The organism is Paenibacillus taichungensis, assembly GCF_047302525.1.
Taxonomy (GTDB): domain Bacteria; phylum Bacillota; class Bacilli; order Paenibacillales; family Paenibacillaceae; genus Paenibacillus; species Paenibacillus taichungensis_B.
This window is the reverse complement of the sequence record NZ_CP168020.1, coordinates 4344600-4367659: the sequence shown is the minus strand read 5'-3', so window position 1 is coordinate 4367659 and position 23060 is coordinate 4344600. Positions and strand designations below refer to the sequence as shown.

At 43.3% G+C, this 23060-nt stretch carries 19 protein-coding genes; 9 read left to right on the top strand and 10 right to left on the bottom strand.

Annotated elements, in window-relative coordinates; genetic code table 11:
• Window positions 1-117: 117 nt before the first annotated feature.
• Genes ACDJ58_RS19520 through ACDJ58_RS19505 form a run of 4 tightly spaced genes read left to right on the top strand, consistent with a single transcriptional unit; the run spans window position 118 to window position 6373 of the window.
• The gene (locus tag ACDJ58_RS19520) at window positions 118-1395 is read left to right on the top strand and encodes a hypothetical protein (RefSeq protein WP_413372481.1); all 1278 of its coding nucleotides are present in this window, start codon (window positions 118-120) and stop codon (window positions 1393-1395) included.
• Window positions 1392-1904, top strand: a complete 513-nt coding sequence (locus ACDJ58_RS19515; protein ID WP_413372480.1) for a three component ABC system middle component — start codon at window positions 1392-1394, stop codon at window positions 1902-1904. Before ACDJ58_RS19520 ends, ACDJ58_RS19515 begins: the two co-directional genes overlap by 4 nt.
• Window positions 1905-1957: 53 nt before the next feature.
• Window positions 1958-3802 carry a DUF3732 domain-containing protein gene (locus ACDJ58_RS19510; protein ID WP_413372478.1) on the top strand — a complete coding sequence of 615 codons (1845 nt, stop codon included), beginning with the start codon at window positions 1958-1960 and terminating at the stop codon, window positions 3800-3802.
• A gap of 51 nt (window positions 3803-3853) precedes the next feature.
• Window positions 3854-6373, top strand: a complete 2520-nt coding sequence (locus tag ACDJ58_RS19505; RefSeq protein WP_413372476.1) for a DEAD/DEAH box helicase — start codon at window positions 3854-3856, stop codon at window positions 6371-6373.
• 390 nt (window positions 6374-6763) lie between these two features.
• Here the strand turns inward: ACDJ58_RS19505 and ACDJ58_RS19500 are convergent, their stop codons facing one another.
• Entirely contained in the window at window positions 6764-6976 is a 213-nt protein-coding gene (locus tag ACDJ58_RS19500) for a helix-turn-helix domain-containing protein (protein WP_413372474.1), read from the bottom strand.
• Window positions 6977-7089: 113 nt separating this feature from the next.
• Here ACDJ58_RS19500 and ACDJ58_RS19495 point away from each other — a divergent pair, with 113 nt between their 5' ends.
• Complete coding sequence (locus ACDJ58_RS19495; protein WP_413372472.1) at window positions 7090-7359, top strand: DUF6809 family protein; 270 nt, start codon at window positions 7090-7092, stop codon at window positions 7357-7359.
• Between the two features lie 174 nt (window positions 7360-7533).
• Here the strand turns inward: ACDJ58_RS19495 and ACDJ58_RS19490 are convergent, their stop codons facing one another.
• Together ACDJ58_RS19490 and ACDJ58_RS19485 are read right to left on the bottom strand one after the other, a co-directional pair.
• A complete protein-coding gene (locus ACDJ58_RS19490; RefSeq protein WP_413372470.1) occupies window positions 7534-8889 on the bottom strand; it encodes a right-handed parallel beta-helix repeat-containing protein in 1356 nt (451 codons plus the stop codon).
• Between the two features lie 468 nt (window positions 8890-9357).
• Entirely contained in the window at window positions 9358-10950 is a 1593-nt protein-coding gene (locus ACDJ58_RS19485) for a catalase (protein ID WP_413372468.1), read from the bottom strand.
• A 191-nt stretch (window positions 10951-11141) separates the two neighbouring features.
• Between ACDJ58_RS19485 and ACDJ58_RS19480 the strand changes: the two genes are divergently transcribed.
• Entirely contained in the window at window positions 11142-13106 is a 1965-nt protein-coding gene (locus ACDJ58_RS19480; RefSeq protein ID WP_413372466.1) for an ATP-dependent DNA helicase, read from the top strand.
• 140 nt (window positions 13107-13246) lie between these two features.
• On the opposite strand, the gene cysK is transcribed toward ACDJ58_RS19480, so the two are convergent.
• From cysK to ACDJ58_RS19460, 4 genes are all read right to left on the bottom strand, one after another.
• On the bottom strand, window positions 13247-14206 hold the full coding sequence (cysK, locus tag ACDJ58_RS19475) for a cysteine synthase A (RefSeq protein ID WP_413372464.1): 960 nt from the start codon (window positions 14204-14206) through the stop codon (window positions 13247-13249).
• A gap of 283 nt (window positions 14207-14489) precedes the next feature.
• A complete protein-coding gene (locus ACDJ58_RS19470; protein WP_064636668.1) occupies window positions 14490-14876 on the bottom strand; it encodes a hypothetical protein in 387 nt (128 codons plus the stop codon).
• A gap of 390 nt (window positions 14877-15266) precedes the next feature.
• Complete coding sequence (locus tag ACDJ58_RS19465) at window positions 15267-15500, bottom strand: hypothetical protein (protein ID WP_064636670.1); 234 nt, start codon at window positions 15498-15500, stop codon at window positions 15267-15269.
• A complete protein-coding gene (locus tag ACDJ58_RS19460; protein WP_163755096.1) occupies window positions 15497-16534 on the bottom strand; it encodes a nucleotide-binding protein in 1038 nt (345 codons plus the stop codon). Before ACDJ58_RS19460 ends, ACDJ58_RS19465 begins: the two co-directional genes overlap by 4 nt.
• Window positions 16535-17456: 922 nt before the next feature.
• Between ACDJ58_RS19460 and ACDJ58_RS19455 the strand changes: the two genes are divergently transcribed.
• The gene (locus tag ACDJ58_RS19455) at window positions 17457-18179 is read left to right on the top strand and encodes a YitT family protein (RefSeq protein WP_413372461.1); all 723 of its coding nucleotides are present in this window, start codon (window positions 17457-17459) and stop codon (window positions 18177-18179) included.
• A gap of 190 nt (window positions 18180-18369) precedes the next feature.
• Here ACDJ58_RS19455 and ACDJ58_RS19450 read toward each other — a convergent pair whose 3' ends face one another.
• Complete coding sequence (locus tag ACDJ58_RS19450; RefSeq protein ID WP_413372459.1) at window positions 18370-18843, bottom strand: DUF2188 domain-containing protein; 474 nt, start codon at window positions 18841-18843, stop codon at window positions 18370-18372.
• Between the two features lie 222 nt (window positions 18844-19065).
• On the opposite strand from ACDJ58_RS19450, the gene ACDJ58_RS19445 reads away from it, so the two are divergent.
• The gene (locus ACDJ58_RS19445; RefSeq protein WP_413372457.1) at window positions 19066-19866 is read left to right on the top strand and encodes a lipid II flippase Amj family protein; all 801 of its coding nucleotides are present in this window, start codon (window positions 19066-19068) and stop codon (window positions 19864-19866) included.
• A gap of 329 nt (window positions 19867-20195) precedes the next feature.
• On the opposite strand, the gene msrA is transcribed toward ACDJ58_RS19445, so the two are convergent.
• Together msrA and ACDJ58_RS19435 are read right to left on the bottom strand one after the other, a co-directional pair.
• A complete protein-coding gene (gene msrA, locus ACDJ58_RS19440) occupies window positions 20196-21158 on the bottom strand; it encodes a peptide-methionine (S)-S-oxide reductase MsrA (RefSeq protein WP_413372455.1) in 963 nt (320 codons plus the stop codon).
• Between the two features lie 128 nt (window positions 21159-21286).
• Entirely contained in the window at window positions 21287-21898 is a 612-nt protein-coding gene (locus ACDJ58_RS19435; RefSeq protein ID WP_413372453.1) for a TVP38/TMEM64 family protein, read from the bottom strand.
• Window positions 21899-22098: 200 nt separating this feature from the next.
• Here ACDJ58_RS19435 and ACDJ58_RS19430 point away from each other — a divergent pair, with 200 nt between their 5' ends.
• Window positions 22099-23037 (top strand): Gfo/Idh/MocA family protein, encoded by a 939-nt coding sequence (locus ACDJ58_RS19430; RefSeq protein WP_413372451.1) that lies wholly within the window; start codon window positions 22099-22101, stop codon window positions 23035-23037.
• Window positions 23038-23060 lie beyond the last annotated feature (23 nt).

Below are 23060 nucleotides of genomic sequence, written 5' to 3'. Positions count from 1 at the left end.
TTGGATTTTTAAAGAGGAATTAGTCTTAATATGTAGAAAGTAAGTATGTAGTAGATTAATTTACAGCAATTTACTTCAAATATATAACTTATCATGCGTTTACAAGGGGTCAATATTATGGCGAAAAAAAAGTCAGTTCAGGAACAAACAGCCGCGGAGTCTAAATCTATCGGTTTTGATTATCAGTATTACTATTTTTTGTTTTTAATGCTGCAATTAGAATCTGATCAAGCTGTTGGGTACGAGGCAAAAGACGATGTTCATATCGATAAGCCTGATGGTAAACAAATTTTCTTTCAACTAAAGCATTCTATTGAAACAAAATCAGATGCTACGATAGTGAATTTAACAGAAAAAGATGAAGACATTTGGAAAACAATTTCAAATTGGGTGAAAATAATTAATGATGAGGTTGCAAATAGAACAACTTTAGATATGCAAATTGAGTTCATAAATAAAACTGATTTTCACTTAATAACTAATAAATCGGAATCTAATGAAAATGAGTTTTTGAAGAAAATCACATATTTTCAAAAAAGTCAGATTACTGTACAACAAATTAAAGAATATCTATTAACGATCAGTACTCCTGCTCCTAGGAAGACTGCATCTGTAGTGGACACTTATATAATGCTACTAATTAAACAGAAGCCAAGCTGGTTAAAAGCTTTTTTTTCTAAATTAATTGTTGAACATAACAAAGATGATTTGATAGAAAATATTAAAGTTAAAATTAAAGAGAAAAATGTAAAGGATACTCGAATTGATGATGTTTTCTCTTCTGTGGATAGCCACTTGAGAAGAATGATGTACGATAATATTAAAGCACGGAAGAAAATTGTAATTACCTTTGAGGACTACTATAAAAATTTCACTAGATATTTTGAATTAGGTAGAAATAGAAAATTACCTATCAGATTAGAGACGAAAAAGGCATCTATACCAGTAAATGCACAAACTCATATCTCTATTAGGCAATTAATTGATGCAGAAATTTTAAGTGGAATGGATGATGATTTTGAGGAAACATTAGTTAATATTTTTACAAGTAAGTATGAATTAAATAACAATCTTATTAAGTGGATTCAAGATAGCGATATCTCGGAAGATGATAGAAAGGCTTTTGACAAAGAAAGTCTTGACCGCTGGGTAGTTATATTTAAGAGTGTTTATTCAAAGATGCTGAGGAAACTACGTACAACACCCATTGATGCAATTGATCCCGAAGAACTAATTGAGCTTGCATCTAAATGTTATTATAAAACGCTTGAGTTACAACTCACATTAGATGAAACTGAACTTACAACCAATATGAGTAACGGTCAGTTTTATCTTTTATCTGATAAGCCTATCCTTGGATGGTATTTTGATTGGAAAGAAAGGTATAAACCATGAGTGATTTAGGAGCTATGATCGAAAGCATAGGTAATGATTTAACTGTCAATCAAACTAACATATTCAATAATGAAATGATAGGTAGCGTAGCTATGTATTCGGTTATTAGACACTTGGGATCGTTAAGTACTGCCAAAGCAATGTTGATTCTCCCAATAGCATTTCATAATCAGATTGTTAGCTATATAGGTAGAGCTAATACGGAGGTCAAAAGTATTGAACAACTCCTTATAAGAAAGCCGGATCTTTTAGCAAATTTTAATGGGCGTTTTTACTCACTTTTAGAGGTTTCAGTGAATTGTATTGCAATATTAGCAGCCCTTAAATTTGTGAGTATAAGTTCTGAAGGAACAATTAATATTATAAAGGATAAGAATTTTATACCTAGTAGTGAGAAAAAGCTTATCGGTAGTAGAGCTAGTCGTATTATAAATTCAGCATCCCAAATTGCTAGACTTTTTGATGATAATGTTGAAAATTTATATCTCCAGTTGAGGGTGAAATTATGAGATTCCATATCATGAAACTTATTCTTTGGCTAAGAAATGGGAAGATGCGCGAATTGGAATTTAAAAACAATAAAGTGAATGTTATTACGGGTGAGAGTGAGACAGGGAAATCAGAAATAATAAGTATTATTGATTATTGTTTCTATGCAAGTGAAATTGATATAACCGAGGAAAAAATAAATGAAAATGTTGAATGGTATGGCATCAAATTCAGTATTAATAACAAAATATACACTATAGCGCGTGGAAGAATAAAAGAAAGAAGATTGTCTAAGGAATATTATTTTTCACCTGTGGGTATTGTTCCAAACATTCCAAAAACGAACATAGAAGAAATCGATGTTAAAAAAGTAATTGAAAAAGAGTTTAGTATCTCAGATAAAACAGTGTTTACATATGGGAGTAAGAACATAATGTTAGGTAGTAAAATATCTCCTAGATATTTTTTTATGTTTAATACTCAATCGGAAAATATAATAATCAATACTGAAGTTTTCTTTGATAAGCAAAATAAAGATAATTACAGGGACGCGTTAACAAGAATTTTTGACTTAGCAGTTGGTATTGAATCTGAAGAGAATCTTTTACTTAAAGCAAAAATAAATGAATTAAATAAAGAAATTAATTCGCTGAATAGAAAAAAGTTAGTATTTGACAGGGCTACTAACGTCTTTCTAGAAGATCTAAAATCTTTATCTGAAAGAGCTCAAACATTTAATTTAATCGATTATGAGGTATTTAATGTTGATGTAGTTTTACCTAAGTTAAAAGCTACAGTTACAAGTTATAAAGAAGAAAATATAACGATTAATTTAGATAAGTTAAATAAACTAAAAAGAGAAAAAAACTCCCTAATAAGAAAAATTAAAAATCTTAAAAGCTTCAAAAATGAGTATGAAGAGTACAGAAAACTTGAGGCAGTTAATTTAGATAGTTTAAAGCCTGTTGTTGCTATCAAGAACGCTTACTATAAACTTTTTGGTTTGCCGGACCTTGATTTGATTATGAATGTGTTGAATGAAGAATACCATGAAATAAAGAAAAATATTGCGGGCAAGCCACCTTTTGATTTTAACGTTGATGAAAAAATTAGCAAATACGAATTGGATGTTGATAAGTTAAATATGCAGATCATTAACATTCCTATTAATGACGCACAGACTAGAAATGAGATGGATAAATTAATATTTATAGGGGAGTTAAAAGCTAAGATTGCAATTTATGAAGGAAGCGGTAACGAAGCAGGGATAAAGAGTGAAATTACGAATGATTTAAATGGGAAAGTTGAAATTCGAAATGAACTGGAAAAATATGTGGTAGACTATACTGAACAAAAAGATTCAGTTTTGCGACTGTTAGATGAACTAGTTCAAAATTATTTAGAACAAAGTGAGGATGCAATACCAACATATAAGGGATACAAATCTGCTTTTCAGTACAAGGAAAAGAGGTTGAAGTTAAGGGAGCCGAAGGCCATAATACCAACTAAAGTAGGAAGTAGTTCAAACCATCTTTTCTTACATTTGTGTCTCTTTTTAGGGTTACAAGAGCTTATAGTAAGACAGAATTCTCCGTATGTTCCGAACTGGTTAATATTAGATCAGCCTAGTAGGCCATATTTTGGAGAGGAGGAAGAAGTAAAGGCAAAGGAACAAAAAGAATGGGAAGATGTCTCGAAAACAGATAGAGCAAAAATTAAAATCGCTATGCGACTATTAAATGATTTTATTACTTACGTAAATAATGACTTAAAGAAGGATTTTCAGATAATCGTCTTAGAGCACATACCAAAATCAATTTGGCAAGAAGCTAAATTGGATAATTTTTTTCAGGTAGATGAAGACTTTAAATATGGTAATGCTCTTATTCGATTTGATATTAATGGAGAGCCATATTAAGAATTAAACTTGTTGTTAGATATATTCTATAATTTTGAAAGGATGGTATATATGGTTGATTTCGGGAGACTGTTAGATGATTCTGAGGAGGAAATACTTATAGAACCTAAAGCTATTTTTGATACTTCTATTAGAGATCCGAAATTCTCATATTTAAGAGGAGATCAACAAGAGGTTTTATCAAAATGGTTTGATACAAGGACACAACGAGATAATATCATTAAAATGAACACGGGAGCGGGAAAAACAATAGTTGGATTGTTGATGCTTCAATCTTCAATAAATGAGGGAGCTGGGCCTGCACTTTATTTGTGCTTAGATAATCAACTCCTAGATCAAATCATGGAAGATGCAGAAAAGTTAGGAGTTAAATGCGTTACTTTTGGTTCAGATAATGTTATTCCAATAGATTTTATTAATGGAGATGCAATTCTAGTGACAACGTTTCAAAAGTTATTTAATGCTAAGTCAGTTTTTGGTATTCAAGGGGATGTAACTAGAAGGGTGGCTGAAGTAGGAACTGTTGTTATTGACGATGCACATGCAGCACTAGCTAAAGCAAGAGAAGTTTTTACATTATCATTTAAGCGAGACCACTTATTATTTGGAGAACTCATAGGTATGTTTCAAGAAAGCCTTAAATTGCAAGCACCTGGAACTGCAACAGATATTATTGAGGGTAGTGACAAATACAGTTTATTAATGGTTCCTTATTGGTCATGGATAGAAAAAGTTGATATTGTGACTCAAAAGATTTCAGCTTATGGTAGAGAAAATAATGCAGATGAACTGAAATTTAAATGGGCAATTGTAAGGGATTACTTAAAGCACTATTTTATGCTTGTATCGGCTGACAAAATTGAACTAACGCCGAAATCTTTGCCTATTCAAAAAATCCCTTCTTTTTTTAATTCTAGAAGACGTATATTTATGTCAGCAACTTTGAACGATGATTCGGCACTTATAAAAGATATGCAGGTTTCAAAAGAAGCAATACTTAGTCCACTTTCACCTGAAAGTACGAGTGATATCGGAGAAAGAATGATATTGTCACCGTTTTTAATTGACTCTGCCTTAAATACTCAAGAAATAGCAAATAGCCTAGGATCGGTACCACAAGTAAATATTATTAGTCTTGTTGCATCGGATAATAAGGCCAAGCTTTGGGAAAAAAATAATTTCATTAAACCAAGTCCTCAAAATATTAAGGCTACTCTAAAGTCACTGAAGTCTTCAGTTGGAAATCATCTTGTATTATCAAATAGGTATGATGGTGTCGATTTACCTGATGATATGTGCAGAATACTTATAATACATGATCTACCAAATGCAACAACATTGTTTGAGCAGTTCAGTTTATATGCTAGACCGGGATCGAAATTACTTAAAATAGCTCAAGCTCAAAAAATAGAGCAAGGTTTAGGAAGATCAGTACGTTCTGTTAATGACTATTGCGTTGTTCTCCTATGCGGTTCCGATTTGGTTTCCTTTGTTTCAACAAATGAGTTTGAAACCTTGGTCTCACCCCAAACTGTGGTGCAAATCAAATTAGGTACACAAATTGTGAAGTTGATGAAAGAAGAAAGTGGAGAACCGTTTAAAATCTTGTATGACACAATGAATAAGAGTATTACAAGAGACGAGAAGTGGGTTAAACTTCACAAACAAAAAATTGCAAAGTCAAACAAACCACATGTATATGTTCAATTTGTAGATTCAGCAATTGTAGAAAGGCAGGCATTTGATTATGCATGTTCTGGTCAATTAACGCAAGCGGGAGAGCTTATAATTAAAAGTCTAAATGAAAATCCTGACTTAGAAGAATCAGATAAGAGCTGGTACTTACAATTGGCAGCCTCGTATTTATATGAAGATAACAGAGAAAGAGCAATGGAAGTTCAATTGTCTGCACACAGAAGTAACACATACTTATTGAAGCCGCCTCATGGAATTCAATATTCAAAAATAACTAATCGTGACACTGTTCAAGCATCACGTATAAAAGAATTTATATCTGAATTTAATGAACCGAATGGAATTATTCTCCATGTAAATAATTTGCTGGATAAACTTGTGTTTGCACCAGGAACTTCTAAGCAATTTGAGAGTGCTTTTGCTGATTTTGGACGTCTTTTAGGATTTGAAACTCAAGAACCTGAAAGGGAATATGGAGTTGGTAGTGATGTACTATGGAATCTATATGAGGATGATTATCTAGTAATAGAAGCAAAAAATGAAGTGGAAGTTTCAAGATTAGAAATATACAAGTCCGAGACGGAGCAAATAAGCAATAGTATGAATTGGTTTAGTGAAACTTATGTTGGTAAAAATGGAACTCCTATTTTAGTACATCCTAGTTCCAATACACATCGTGAGGCATATGCACCTTCAAATACAATGGTTCTATTACCAGTTGGATTAGCACAATTAATAGAAAATACAAAAGGTTTTTTTAGATATGTCGCTGGCCAACAGTCCTCTCAAGTTACGTTGTCTGATATTGCTAATCAATTAACTCAGTACAGACTAAATAAAAAATCAATAACGAGTTATCTCACTTCTGTTCAATAATATGAAAAAAAACGGAAATGGAAACTTCAGCTCAAAATCAGCTGGTTGTCTGATTTTGGACGCAATGCATATTTACCTTTATTATTTGAAGCAAATTTATTCAAAGAATTCTTATCAGAGTAACGCTTGAGAACTGTCAACCACTAGCTATAAAATAGAGCCAAAAATTCTAATTTCCTTTTAGTATCACAGATTGCTCGTACCTTATGGTATGGGTTTTTTGTTTAATTGGGGGGGGACTCTATATGTGAAATAATATTCAATCTTTATATTACGTGTGTAACCAAAGTGACAACCACACAATGATCAGTTATTTTTCCACTACGGGAAATGCTCTCAATATTAAGCATTCAGTCGTGTGTTTTATAAAAAAACTTATAGTTGCTTAATTTAAGGATATGGCCTTCTTACATCCGTCCGATTCAAAAGATAATCTGTGCTGGTCTGATGATAATCAGCTAGCTTTATCAATATAGCCGTTGGAATATCCAACTCGCCTCGTTCATAGTTGCTATAAACACGTTGACTACAGCCAAGATAAGAGGCCATTTGTGTTTGGGATAAATCTTTGTCTTCACGCAAATTGCGTATACGAGCGTACATTATTATCACCTCACCAACATCATACTTTAGCGTGTTATCCGCTATTGATTTTTAGCGGAAAATCCGCTAAAGTATAGTGAGAATAGTTGGTAAAAAGACTAGGTGGGGATAACATGTCAAACCTGATCGAAGAGTTGTTTCACGGAAACCTACGGTTGGACGAATCGATTCACCCTGAGAATGCTGAGTATCAGGAGATCAATCGCCAGATATCGGACCTCATGCAGGAATACAAAATACAGCTTACTGAGAGAGAGTATGATGATTTGGAGCAATTAGTAGACCTGATCGGACAGTCCACATCTATGTATGTTGAAGCAGCTTTTGAGCAAGGTTTTCGCACAGGTGGTAAACTCATCATTGAGGTTTTATACAAATCATGAGTATCTATCAATCCATAGGTCAGCAGGGGTATGCACAGCAACTCAAAATCCCCTTCCCCAAAACCAGCAATTCGACTGGCATAGGGAAGGGGATTTCATGTTTAATCCGTTTCTTTTACTCTGCATGTGCACTCAACACACATGTCTTACTCTAACTCCAAACCACACTACAACCTATCTCGCCCCAATATTCGTACCCGATGGCGTACCCGATCCAATCAGATCACTGCCGTTCGCAAGCTTGAGGAAATTGCCCAGGACAGGCGTTCCATCCGCGCTGCGTGTCACCGAAGGTACGAGGGAGACAAAGTCGGCTGCGCTGGCGAGCAGGCCTTTGGCGTTCTCGCTTTTTTTGTTTTTCCACCAGACGTTGGTGCTGCTAACGTCGGTTCCGCTGGTTTTGTCGCTGGCGCCGCCTTCGAAGGACAGGTTGTTGGTGAAGATATGTGTGCCTACATCAAAGGCAAAGTTGCTTTGACCATTTTGCCAGGACGTATTGTTTTTCATCTGGATTGAACCGGGATTGCTGTTATAGGTGAAGCCGTGCTTTTTATTTTGAAAAGCAATGCTGTTCTCCACGATGTGATTCACCGCGATTTTCTCGCCGCCCAGCTTGAAGCCGTTACCGTCACTATTGGAGGTGGATGTACCATCCGAAGTCTGCCCGTTGTGATGGGAGATGCTGTTGCGGATCGTCACGACGCCGATGGCGCCCGTATCTGTTTTGCTATAGAGATCCCAGCCATCGTCTACATTATAGGCAGCGATACAACCATCGAACAGGTTGCCAGGGCCTACCGTCAATTTGGCAGCAAAACCGTCGGCATCCTCGCCGTCATCCGGGTCATAGTTGTCATGGGAATAGGAGCGAATAATCTCGTTATAGGCAGGCCATTCGCTGTTTGAAGCAGTCGAAGCATAACGTCCGAGCTGGATGCCAGTATCCCGGTTATGATGAGCTTCGATCTGTTCCAGGCGGTTGTAGCTGCCCCCGATAAAGATACCGTTGTCGCCCGCGCCCTTCACTTCAAGTCCTTTGACGAACCAGTAGTCTCCGAACATTTGCAGCCCGCGATTGGTGGAGGCGAAGGCTTGTGCCGAGAAATCAAAGACAGGCTTTTCCGATCCATATGCCACTAGATTCTTGCGTTGTCCCGATGTACCACTGTTGCCTCGCTCAATCGTAACCGTTTCCGAGAAACTGTAGGTGCCACCGCGCAAATATATCGTTTTGCCCGGTGCGATCTGGGTCAGCGCGTTAGCCAGTGACGTAGGACTCGCGAGGGTTCCCGGATTGCTGGCCGATCCGCCAGGAGCGACATATAGATCACCTGCAGCGAGTGCGATACTGGAGGCAGCCACAGAATCAGAGGGATTTTGCAGTCCGCTATCGATCAGCTCCGCCGCACCAGCCGATCCACCGCTGAGCAATAATAGAGGGAACGCGGCACTTAGGCAGATGTGAGTCATTTTCGATTTCAGCGAACGTTGAGATGATGCATGAACAGAAGTAATTGGGAATAATTTCATTAAGCAAACCTCCTTAGTAATTGGGAAATGAAGTCCTAGAGGACACAGGTTCATGGTAAATGTTGTAAACGTTATCATCAATAATCATTTGATCAGATGGATTCAACCTGCTGACAAGCCTCGTATAACTGGTCGGAAATGGAAATTCATGTGAGCAGCGCATAATCCTGAGCTCAGTTCATGTCCCTCATTTAACAGGGGATCATCTGAAATTAACGTAGAAAAAGCCCCTTTTCCTAGCAAACATCATGATCCATACCTCCGATCCGCCGAAATCAACTTTATAAATATTTAAAATAGAAGGGGTCCACATGATCAGCTCACAGTCTGCACAGGTTGAAACGCCAAATACCCTCGATAGCAGCTGCTTAAGCAGTCTTTGCTACCGGGGGTTATGAAACGAACCTATACGTTGCTATATAACATGTCCTTTACCTTAAAATACGCCTTAACTAAACCAGCCAGTGCTTAATATGGATCTGCTTCATGACTGCGCTTGGCAGCCTGTTCCACTGTGGGCTCATGCTTGGGCTGAACCGTGGCACTGTCATCCGTTGAGACGGAGGATAATCCTTCCGCTACCCGGCGTCCATAATCGGCATCCGCTTGTGTGAAATGGGAGATCATGCGCTCGCGGATATCCGGTTTGCATGTGGCTAAAGCATCTACCAGATTACTGATCAGCTCGTCTCGTTCCCAATCTTCAAATGAACGGTAGGTATCCCCGGCTTGTCCGAAGTCATTGGTACGTTCAATTTTTTCACGAACAAGACGACCCTCAATATGAGGTTCATGCTCCTTGCCGCGTGGGGCTGCCTCCTTCAAGCCACCCAACGAGGAAGGTTCATAATTGACGTGTGGATTCTGACCCGGTGCACGATCGACCTGATATTGCATCTGCCCGCCGCTCTGATTGGTGGCAACCCGATTTTTGGGTGCATTAACTGGCAGTTGCAGATAGTTGGCACCGACCCGGTGACGCTGGGTATCCGAGTAGGAGAAGGTGCGTCCTTGCAGCAGTTTGTCATCCGAGAAATCCAGTCCATCCACCAGTACACCTGTGCCAAACGCTGCTTGTTCCACTTCATTGAAGTAGTCTTCGGGATTGCGGTTTAGCGTCATTTTCCCAACGGGTAAAAACGGAAACTGCTCTGGCGGCCACAGCTTGGTCGGGTCCAGCGGATCGAAATCCAGTTCGGGATGCTCGCCGTCCTCCATAACCTGAACGCACAGCTCCCATTCCGGATAGTCTCCTTGTTCGATGGCGTGATACAGGTCGAGTGTGGCATGGTTAAAGTTCTGCCCCTGAATATCGCTGGCGTCCTTCTGGAGCAGGTTGCGTATGCCTTGATTAAGTGGTTCCCAGTGATATTTAATGAGCACGCCAGTGCCTTCCTGATTCACCCATTTGTATGTATTGACGCCCGACCCCTGCATTTGTCGATAGTTGGCCGGAATTCCCCAAGGGGAGAAGAGAAATGTAATCATATGGGTGGCTTCAGGACTGAGCGAAACGAAATCGAAAAACCGTTCCATATCCTGTGCATTGGTCAGCGGATCTGGCTTGAAGGCATGCACCATATCCGGGAATTTGAGTGGGTCACGAATGAAAAAGATTTTCAGATTGTTGCCCACCAGATCCCAGTTGCCGTCCTCGGTGTAGAATTTCACGGCAAATCCGCGCGGGTCCCGAAGCGTCTCCGGTGAATGTCCACCATGAATAACCGTGGAGAAGCGAACGAATACGGGCGTTTCTTTGCCTTTTTCCTGAAACAGACGTGCGCGTGTATACTTTGATACCGGTTCATCCCCGGCCGTTCCATACGCCTGAAATACGCCATGGGCGCCAGCGCCGCGGGCATGGACAACCCGTTCTGGAATACGTTCGCGGTCAAAATGAGTGATCTTTTCGAGAAAATGATAGTTCTCCAGCGTAGTCGGTCCCCGGCTGCCCACGGTTCGAACATTCTGATTGTCCGTGATGGGATGGCCTTGCCGATCCGTTAATGTCTCAGGTGCCTTGTCTGAGGAATGCTCAGGTTGTGAAGACTGATGATTCATGGAGCACCGCCTTTCCTTATGATGGATTCGAATATATATTTTCCCTGCAAGCCGGTTCTATACATCGTTTCCATTAAAAAAAGCTTGTCACCCACCTCATGGCGTGGGATAATTAACTTTTGCCCAGCGGCCTTTTTGGAACGGAAAATGAAATTTGGACCGCTTGTCTAAGAATGGAGGCTGACCTAGGATTGTCTACACAACGTTATCCTTTTGCATATGATCCGGCAGAGCCCTTTGTATCCCGTTTAGGGGAATGGGTTGCCGATGTTTTTTACGATATTTTGCCTGAGTCCGGCTTCGAGGTACGGGATGAACAGATTTTTATGGCGTACCAGCTAGAACGGGCCTATGGAGATAAAAAGACCATTATGGCTGAGGCTGGTGTGGGAACAGGCAAGACATTAGTCTATCTGCTCTACGCGGTCTGTTATGCTCGTTATACGGGTAAACCGGCGGTAATCGCCTGTGCCGATGAGTCATTGATTGAACAACTGGTGAAGCCGGGCGGAGATATTGCGAAGCTGGCTGCACATCTGGATTTGGAAGTGGATGCACGTCTGGGCAAGTCACCTGACCAATACGTCTGTCTGAACAAATTAAGTGCGGTGAGATTTGCGGATGAGGATGCGCTTGTCATTGAAGAAGTGCATGAGAGCCTTCCGGATTTTGTGAATACGCCGGGTACGCTTCAGGCATTCCATCCGTATGGTGATCGCAAACAGTATCCACATCTGAATGATCGTCAGTGGAATAAAATTAACTGGGACCCGTTCCAGGATTGCTTCGTTTGTCCCAAACGTCAACGCTGCGGCCTGACGCTGTCGCGTGACCATTATCGTCGTTCCAAGGACATCATTATCTGTTCCCATGATTACTACATGGAGCATGTGTGGACCTATGAAGCGCGCAAACGCGAGGGACAATTGCCATTGCTGCCAGATCACAGCTCGGTTGTATTTGATGAAGGACATTTGCTGGAAGAAGCAGCCCTGAACGCACTGAGCTACAAATTGAAACACCGCATCTTCGAGGAACTCGTCACTCGCCTGCTTGAAGGTGAGATTCGTGAATCCCTCGCCGAGCGTGTGGATGAAGCGATTGAGAGCAGTGAACGACTGTTCGCGCTGCTGGATACGTATACGGTAGCAATTCCCGGATCGGAACGGAAAGAAGTGCGGGTAGAACCGCCGCTTCTGCGTGAGATTGAACGACTGACCAGCGTATTGGATGCGATCGGCGAAGAATTGGTATTTGAGAGCGGATTGTTCTCGCTGGATGGCTATCAGATGCGTGTAGTGGAAGAACATCTGGACATGATTCAGTCTGCACTTGCGTTGTTCCGTAAGGAAGATGGGTACATCTGCTGGGCGGAAGAGAGTGAAGACGAGACGACCTTATCAATCATGCCGCGTACGGTGAAGGAAATGCTGAACGAGCGTGTGTTCAACACAGGCATTCCAATCGTGTTCTCCTCTGCAACGCTATCTGTGGATAGTTCATTCCGTTATGTGGCGGACAGCCTGGGGATTGAAGACTTTGTATCCTTCTCGGTCGCTTCGCCATATGATTACGCGGACAAAATGCGGATGAAGATTACGAATGAGGCCCTCCCAGGCCACCCGGAGAACGAAAATCGCATGCGGGATGCTGTGTCTTTACTTCAGGAGAGTGGGGGCCGTGCACTAATCCTGTTCCGTACGATGGAGGAATTGCGTGCATTCAAGCAGGACATCGTTCATGTACCTGAAGCAGAAGGTTTGCGCTTTATGTATGAGGGCGACCGGGAGATCAGTGATCTGATTGCGGCGTTCCAGCAGGATGAGGAAAGTGTGCTGTGCTCCGTTAATCTGTGGGAAGGGCTGGACGTTCCGGGTCCGTCATTATCCAACGTGATGATCTGGTCGCTTCCGTATCCACCACAGGACCCTGTATTTAATGCAAAACGTACAGCCTCAGCGGCACCTTATGAAGAGATCGATCTTCCATACATGCTGCTGCGTGTGAAGCAAGGTCTGGGACGTTTGATTCGGACCAGCAGTGATTCGGGTACCGCCGCGATTCTCGATGAATCGTTATACAGCAAAAAGGAAGCCAAAGACCGCATTGCGGCTCTGCTTCCCGAAGGTGTAGAATGGACAACCCTGACTCACTAGTTCACATTCATATTTAGAATATTTAACTTAACTGGCTCCCTTTCCAGAAGTAAGTACTTGTACGCTGCGGCTTCAACGTCCGGCTGTGATCAAGCGCTCATTTTGGAGGGGGCCTTTGACTTGTGCAAGAGTTTTCTTTGTTAAAAAATACCCATGCTCAAATACCGTTCCCCGGTATCGGGCGCAATGCAGAGCACCCGGTGTCCCGGCCCCAGTTCCTTCGCGATGCGAAGGGAGGCCCACACCGAAGCGCCAGAGGAAGGGCCGAGCAGCAGCCCTTCCCGGGCAGCAAGCTGCCGCATCGTATCCAGTGCATCCTCATCGGACACCTGGATAATGGCATCCCACACGTCGGTATTCAGAATGTCCGGAATGAATCCCGGACTTGTACCGACGAGCTTGTGGGGTCCGGGCTCGCCACCGGACAGCACAGGTGAACCTTTCGGCTCTACCGCATAGATACGAATGTCCGGCAGCTGCTTGCGCAGTTCTTCTCCCGTTCCGGTGATCGTACCACCTGTTCCCGCCGTGGCAATGAAGGCGTCCAGCTTGCCTTCCATCTGTTGCATAATTTCGGGAGCCGTGGTGATCCGGTGGATGTCCGGGTTCGCCTGATTCTCGAATTGCTGGGGAATGAAACTTCCCGGAATGTCGGCCTGAAGTTCTTTGGCCTTGCGAATCGCGCCAGGCATCCGTTCCGCAGCAGGTGTAAGTACGACATCTGCGCCATAGGCTTTCAGAATGTTGATGCGTTCCTTGGACATGTTGTCCGGCATGATCAGAATGGCCTTATATCCCTTGGCAGCAGCATTCATCGCAAGACCAATGCCGGTATTGCCGCTGGTCGGTTCGATAATGGTTGCGCCGGGAAGCAGCAGTCCTGCCCGTTCAGCCTGAACGATCAGGTTATAGGCGGCACGGTCTTTGACGCTGCCGCTGGGGTTGAAATATTCCAGCTTGACGAATACGTCAGCGGAGTCGCTGCCTGTGAGTCGGTTTAGTCTGACGGCAGGTGTCTGGCCGATCAGTTCGGTAACATCTGCGGCAATGCCTGTATGTGCGGGTGTTTGATTATTAATTAAACGCGAATTCAAGTCCATGAAGTACAACTCCTTGATTGATAAGACGTTGAAAGTAATTCCAATGAACAAGTCTGTCCGCCGTTAATGGCTGGCAGGCTTGTTTGCTTATAGGAATCAATTTTCATTGCAAGTCTGAACGGAATGTACAGACATGTCTATTCCATCTTAATGAACGCAGCCTTCCGGGGTCAACCTGTTTCGATTTAGGCAGAAGGGTGAGGAGTCTGAGGAGTAAGCGAACTAAGTGGACTAAAGAAATGTGAATTCAAACGATGACGGGTACATTAAGCAGATGAATCAGCTATAACGGCTGGGTCAAGTCCATATCCAAATGCCGACTAAGCTCTTTTTTGACTTCATTCCTTGCGAACGTCCACAGCATATAGAAACGCTGCAAATATCCTCTGCACAGATACTGGGTTTCGATTCCATCAACTTGCCGTTTCTCCTCCAGAACCTTGACACCACGAGTTCTCATCTGTTTGCGAAGCGTCAGCATTTCCTTAAGTACATCATTCTGAATGCGGGTTAGAGACAGAATGTAGACCTCTGGCATTTTCAGCTGCAACGTATCCAGTGTGCGAATATCCCGTTCAAGCACATCCAGCAGCAGGGTGCGTACAACCATGCTTTTAATCAATCGGTGGTCTTCATCCGCAGGGGATGGGGCGGAAGGGGATGATGACATACTTTCACTTCCTTAACCTTGAATTCGGACATGTTCTTATTTACAGAACGTATGTTCTTATATTATAATCAATATATGCAATGATGATACACAATACAACCGAGAAATATTGGAAGTAGCCCATATGCGATTCATGCTGAGGTTGTAGGCGGTGAAATAGGGACAGGCCTTCTCCAAAATAAGGTATAATTTTTGGGTTTTGCAGGAAACCTAAGGGCATAAAGAAAACAACTTGATGTAACAGAGGAATGGATGAAGAGCTTTTGGTTGGTACTAGCGAAGGTTAGTAAGAGTTGTCAAAGTGTTGCAACAAAAAAGCCCCTGCCTTGGGCGGCGGGGCCAGATGATCTGCCGAACCAGACGGCAGAGTTGTATATGAGCATAAAGCGGTTAAGCCAGATACTGAGGCTTCTCGTAAAGAGCCTCTTTTTCCAGAATCACTTTGTAAGGTCTTTCCTTACCCTTCAGCGAAGGGCCAATCGTAGTTAGCGGTACGGCCGGTTTGTGGAAACGATCTTCTTCTTTGGGTTCCGGAACCGGTCGTGATGATTCGGGCGCAGAACTGAGGCGTACCTTTTTCTCGCTGCCCCAGCGCTTGCTTATTTTTTTCGTTTCCGGTTTCATTCCGGTTCGCCTCCTAACAAATCGTTGATGGCGTTGAACAGATGACGGTTCTCCAAATCCATCTGCTGAAATATCGCCTCATCCGCTTCAATATGTCCAATAATATGGACCGTGATTACATACCTCTTGGCTACAGGATAGCATAGCAGATACTCTTTCTCAAGGTAGTCGTCGTAGAGATTGATCTTGATTTTGTTCTCCCGGTAAGAATCAATAACCAGAATTCGCTTCGGATCATCAGGCTGTTTGTCGTCGTTGGCGGACAAGTTATATTTTCTCCCCGGTTCCCCAACATTACCACATAATTGTTCAATATGACCACTGTCATCTGTACGGTATATGGCAGTCCCACGCACGGCAAATGGAGGAAGGGATACAAATGCACTTCGAAGTGCATCGCTCATTCGCTCCAACATAACCGAATCTGCTTTGCGGGTACGCAGTAACTCCCTGAAGAATCGCAGCAGCTTGAGCAACTGTAACCGGGCTTCGCCCTCAGACCTCTTGTGTTTCTCAATGATTTTTTCCACTTCGGGATCGCTCCATCGTCCCTGTTCTTCAATGCTGTCTGCGATTTTGGAACAGGCCACCGAGACGGCTGGCGCCCATTTCCCGTCTGAACGAATTTCATAAACCAGAGGATTTAAACCCAGCAGGTCTGTAGGCATGCGTAAACCTTCGATCTTGGAAGCGTCTTTGATGTCCGTAATATCTTCAGGGAGAATGAAAAAAATACGCTTTCGTCCTAGCCGACCCATAAACAAACCCATTTCCAGCATTGTATTATCACGGACAGAGGCATAGTACTTCCCGCGAATTTTCGATATATCATCCGGATGAAAAATAAAAATGGCAAAGTCAGTCGTACGAACTTCTGTTTCCAGATCGTCCATGGTATAACTGCTTGGATTAAAAACTCCGGAGTACCAAGGGGTAACTTCGGCCGAGAAACGCAAGTTTTCGTGTACTGCGGCTGCAATCGGCTTCGCTTCCAGCGAGCAGCCAATAAAGACTCTTGGCTTTAACGTTTTCATCAATCCGCCTCGCTTAAACGGTAGTGGGAATCAATTGTTATATTATACCATAAACAGCAGAGTAAGTCTGGAAACGTTTAGCTGGACCCAAGATAAGCCGATTACATTTGCTATAGTGTATGTGCAAGAGGCAAATGATTCCTTTAAAATCCGCGGAAAAATAAAAAATGGACCCAAATTGTCACAGTTGGGTGACTGGACAGTTATATTTGGAAGCTTCAGTCATAGAATGAAGGAGCAGGTAGCACCATTAGTTAGAGAAGCTTGTCCTGGTGTGGCTGTTTGGCGGCTCAAGCAGGCCAGAGTGTGCTTTTTGCGCATATTTGAAGGGTCTGCTGTTTCGACCCAATCACATCGGTGTTATATAATAGAAGAACAAGCAAGTTAGCTTTGGTGTTTAAGCAGAATGAACGATTACACGTTTTGAATCATGTTGAACTTACATTCACACAGGAACGAAGAGTGCAGAACCCGTCTGTAGAAGCGAAGCGTTCGCCTTTATCAACGAATTTTCCTATTTGAAATATGGGATCAGAAAAATTCGTGGATAACAGCGATCGAAAGAGGGTACTGCAATCGAAGTGGGTTAAGTGTGATATCAGACGTTCGACTTTGTGCATAGTGTGATATTTCAATTCGTTTAACCAAGCACAGCTAACCACCAACAGACAGAAAGGATCAGGATACCATGAGTTCCCGAAGGATAATTTCCCCAAGGACGATCTGGAAACGTTACGATCTCTCTTACACTTAGCGCCCCTTGTAGAGTACACCACCGTAAAGAAAAAAACGGCTGACTCTGCGAAAGAGGGGATTGGAATGAATAATATTCGAAGGACAATTACGATGATTTCTTCCAGGCTTGCCTTTTGCAGGGTACGGTCGGTGCAAACCAACCTTTACAAACTGCGAGGGAACTTGAATGAAGAGAACATCGTTAACCTTACAACAAGTTAAGACAGAGGCGGGAAAGTTCGCCATTATGCTGCTCGGAACATTTATCTTGGCATTTGCCTACTATCACATTAATTTTCAGAATCATTTATCGGAGGGCGGATTTGTCGGTCTGGCCCTGCTTGGAAAGTACGCGACAGGCTTATCACCTGCTATCGGCATGCTGCTGCTGGATATTCCAGTCATGATTCTGGCCTGGTTCCTCAAGGGCTGGAAGTTCATGATTCAGGCGCTGCTGGGTGTGGCCGCATTCTCATTGTTCTATGACGGGTTTGAGCGGTACTCCACCCTCGTCATTCCGTTTCACGGTAATCTGTGGGTTCCGGCAGTCCTGTCCGGTGTTATCACCGGCGTGGGAGCTGGCATGGTGCTTCGATTCGGAGGAGCGACAGGCGGAGATGACATTTTGGCGGTGCTCATTAGCCGTTGGAAGGGCTGGAAGCTGGGAACGGTTTTCTTTGTCAGCGATGCGTTTGTACTCGGATTGTCGCTTTTCTTTCTACCGGTAAAAGAAACTTTATATACCATTCTGGCCGTATGGATTGCCAGTAAAGTGATTACGTACATGGTCAGTTTCCCGGCTCGCCGGACGGTTACGACCTCAGCTGTGAAACTGCCCGTGTCGACTGCAGCCAAAGTAGTCAGCGGTGCTTCACAACGAGCTCCAGTGGCTAGAGGGGTTTCGCATTAAACGAAACGACCACCCTATTCGAAATGAATGTTGTTCGGATAAGGTGGGCTTGCCTCATACCAAACACAAAGCCCTTTTGCATGCTTGATGGGAATCATTCCATTAGCGGCGAAAGGGCTTTTTTGCTTGCCTTCAGTAAAAATATTAACGTAATACATTCACGATATATCCTATTTTAGAACAGATTCACTCAAGGCTTGATGGAAGAGGCAATTTGACCATCTTCATTATGGATAATAGCCCGAATGTTCTGTTTTTCACTCTTTTCTTTGGCAACATCCACAGCTTCGGCTTTGGTTCGGAACGTAGCCAGAGATTTAGATTGACCTTCTTCCTTGATGGCCCAGCCAGAGTCGGTAGGAACAACATGAATATTATCATGGCTTTTGGAAGAAGAGACAGGTTCGGAATGACGGCGTGGAGATGAAGATTTTCCCTGCTCCGATTTGCTGTCTGATGAAGAATGTTTTGTAGCCTGCTTCGAATGCTTCGATGTGGGATGATTCTCATCCCATTCTTCTGCCTTTGCAGTAGCGATCGCAATGGAGCGTCCTTCCTCGTAACCGTCATCCAGCAGTGCATTGGCAATCTCGATGGCCTTATGTCTGACACGAGGCTCCAGATTTTTCATGGAAACGGGATAATCCTGTTTGTTCCACGGCATATTGATTCCCTCCTGTACAATATAAGTTATTTGTATATTACCCTGTACACGGATGAATAAACGATTATTGTGGAGAACCTCGAACCGTTTACTGTAGTTTTTTTGCATTATACCGTTCAACTTCTTAACGCTTTTCTATACTTTTATGTGGATGAGGAGTATAATACTTCCATGATTAAAAGTATAATAGAAGCACATTAGGAAAGATAAGGAGATATACATATGTTTAGTTTGAGCTTAGCCATTCCTATGTTGTTTACCATGCTTATTCATGCAGCTGACAGTCTGTCCTATGCACTGCGCCTTGGGGGATTGCGTACTCGCAGAATAGCGCTGGCCTTGTCCCTGTCCGGAATTTTGCTGCTGGTGTCACGTACCTCCAATATGGCCCAAGGGCCGATGGTAGGCAGTCTGGTGGATACTGCGACGAATGGAGGGAATCCACACTTTGCAGCGCAACTGCACTGGCTGATGGGTGCGGCTACGGTAGGAACGGCCTTGGCTATTATAAGTTTTCCAACCATGGTCAAACTCGCTTCGCGAATGGTCGTTCATTTTGAGGCGGCAGGGTCGATTCCTTCCATGGTTCGAGGCCTGCTGAAACGCAGTAAGATTAAGAATGCGATGTATTACATTACTCCACCATCATGGAAAATGGCAAAGTTATTAGTACACAACGGAATGCCCAGACGTCTAATGACGTTGAACATAGCGGTGACAGCAATCTATACGACTGGAGTCCTGTCCAGTCTTTACGCTGCGTATCTTTATCCGGGGCAGGCTGTAGCTGCTTCGCAATCCACCGGACTCATTAATGGAGTAGCGACCATTTTGTTAACCATCCTGATTGATCCTCGTATTTCGTTGCTCAGCGACAAATCTCTGCGCGGTGAAATCCGGCTGGATCGAATGAATCAAATCTATGGCTGTATGCTTGTATCCCGTTTATTTGGCACATTGTTGGCTCAGTTGTTATTGATTCCATTTGCCTATTGGATCGGCTGGATTGTGAGTATGATGTAAGCCAACTTCAATCTATATACAAAAAAACAAAATAAAAAGGGGACTTCCATACGTCATGAAAGATGACGGGAAGCCCCTTTTTAGTCTTAATTAATGTCTAACGAACTGAGTATAAGCTATTAGCTCCAATTCCTTCAGGTCTGCGGTTTAACGAATCGTAGAGACGTTATTTCGTCGATTTGCATGTTCTGCAGCAGGTGTTCCCTAGATTTCATCGGAACAACGTGACTGAAGTTCGTTAAAATTAGCATTCCACGTGAATTGTCCTTTTAAGGTGCTGTCGATTCGCTAGCGCTTCATTAAATTCCGTTACTTCATTGAACCATTACTTAATTAAACAGTACGGCGTATTCGCTGTATCCTTCTTTTTCCAGGTCTTCTTTGGGTACAAAACGAAGGGCTGCGGAATTGATGCAATAACGCATTCCACCAGCTTCGGCAGGGCCGTCGTTGAACAGGTGACCCAAATGGGAATCCCCTTCACGACTTCTCACTTCGGTACGAATCATGAAGTGGCTGAGATCCGTTTTTTCCTTCACATTGTAGTCCCGCAGTGGACGGGTGAAACTTGGCCAGCCGCAGCCGGAATCGTATTTGTCAGTGGAGCTGAACAGTGGTTCACCGGATACGATGTCCACGTAAATTCCGTCACCGTGGTGATCCCAAAACTCGTTATGGAACGCTGGTTCGGTTGCGTTGTTCTGGGTAACTTCGAACTGCAGCGGCGTCAGACGCTCTTTCAGGCCGTCTTTATCCACTTTGCCGGACCAGTTGCGTTCGATAAAGTCTTCGCGTCCGGAACCTTTACGGTACCGTTTGTAGTGCGCAGGGTTTTTGTGATGGTAACCTTGGTGATGCTCCTCTGCTTCATAGAACGTTTTCGCTGGCAAAATCGGTGTGAAGATTGGTTTGTCAAAACGTCCGCTTTCTGCCAAAGCTGCTTTGGAAGCTTCTGCGATCTGGCGTTGTTCTTCACTGTGATAGAAGATGGCCGTCTGATAAGATGATCCACGGTCATGGAATTGTCCACCCGTATCCGTTGGGTCGATCTGTTGCCAGAACAATTCAACGAGCTTCTCATATGGGAAGATGGCCGGGTCGAACGTAATTTGAACGGCCTCTACGTGACCTGTCGTTTCCGAGCAGACCTCCTCATATGTTGGGTTCTCAGTATGTCCTCCTGTATAACCCGATACAATCTTATGAATGCCGGGTAGTTCCTCGAAGGGGGATACCATACACCAGAAGCACCCGCCTGCAAAAGTTGCTTTTTCACTTGTATGTTGTTCCATGCTATAGTCACTCCATTTCTGATGAAGAATAATATTTTGGCTTACTCTTCTATTATATCCCGAATTGGCAAGCCAACCAAGCAGGATCGTAAAGAGGATGAATCTGAAATGTTTCTGACTGTTCCCACTTAGACTTTTTTACGAGAGCGTAAGCGAAACAAGAGCAATATTATCGTCATGAACACCAGATAACCGGCAAGGATTAGCAGGCTCACCCAGATTGATGTTTCTGCTTGTGCACCCGCATAGGCAAAAACAAAAATCGCAGGCAGTTTGCCAATCGCCGTCGCAACCATGAAGATCCAAAATGGGGTGTAGGTAATGCCCGCATAGATATTAACCGCCATTTGGGGAACGATGGGCAGCAGTCGCATAGACACGATACCCATGAAGGGATGAGCCTCCATCCATGTTGTAAACCGATTCAAACCCCGAATGCGTTCGAGATAGGATCTGGCCTGATTTCGGAATATCGTCCTTGCTCCGGTGTATACCAGCAGTGCAGCGAGCGTAGTGCCAAGCCAGCATATCCAGGCTGCTGTTGCAGTACCATAACTGTAGCCAAAGGCAATAATGACGATTTTGTACGGAATTACGGGTACAAGAGCAAACAACGTCGCCATAGCGAGTAGAATTGGAATGGACTGATGCAGATCGGTCCAGGCCAGTAGTTCATATCTGTAAATAAACGTGACTCCGGCAAGTAAAACATATAAGAGGAGCCATACCCATTTTCGCAAAATCCCAAACGCTCCTTTCAGACCAGGAAGGTCTTACTGTATCCCAATCCGTATTGCTTTCTCTCTAAAGTTTACCACGTTCAACCAAAGGATGGACAATTCGTGCCGGTTCTAGCTGCAATCACTGGCATGTTGCTGTCTGAAGGGTTACACTATAGGACGTAGAAATATAGAACTCATCTGAAGGTGGAATGATCATAATGGAAACAACCAAGCAAACCCGTGCTGCGATCATCGGACTCGGGGATATTGCACGTAAAGTATATTTGCCGCTGTTGACTGCCCACTCGAACGTGGAAATTGCGGGGATTATGAACCGTTCTCCCGAGCCGGTGAAGGAAATACAGCATACCTATAGATTGAACAATGGAACAACGGATATGAAAGAATTGTTGTCCTGGGATCTGGATGCGGTGTTTGTACATACAGTGACAGAAGCTCATTTTGACATCGTTATGCAATGTTTGGAGCGCGGGCTGGCAGTATACGTGGACAAACCGCTGTCCTATACGTTACGGGAGTCGGAAGAAATGACCGCATTTGCGGAAGCACAGGGTCTTCTTTTGGCGGTAGGTTTTAACCGGAGATTTGCACCGTTGTATCAAAATGCGAAAGAATGGATGCAGGCTGGACAGGGTTTTGAATCGCTGACAGTTACTAAGCATCGGACTGGTATTCAGGATCGTCCTGCTGCGGAAACCATCTATGATGATCTGATTCATATTCTTGACCTGATGTTATGGTATTCGGATCACAATGTGCAGTTGCTCCATCAATGGATACGTAAAAATGACTTGGACCGACTGTTGCATGCGGCTGGATCAGCCAAGCTGGGCAGAACGGCATTTGGCAGATTCGATATGGTACGCCAAGCAGGAGCGGATTTGGAGAAGCTTGAGCTGTATGGTGGAGGAAGATCGGTAGAAGTGCTGAACATGGAAATAGCGAAGTATGAGGAACGCGGTGCACAGGAACGCAAGGAAACCTTTGGCAGCTGGGAAAGTATTTTGACCCGAAGAGGATTCACGGGAGCGATTGATCAATTTTTGGAAAATCTTGAAACCCCGGATGACTGTGCCATAAGTGCAAGTCACGTCATGGACAGTCATGACCTGGCCGAACAGCTTATTCGCGGTTAATCTTGCAGAAGGTCGTGCGGGAG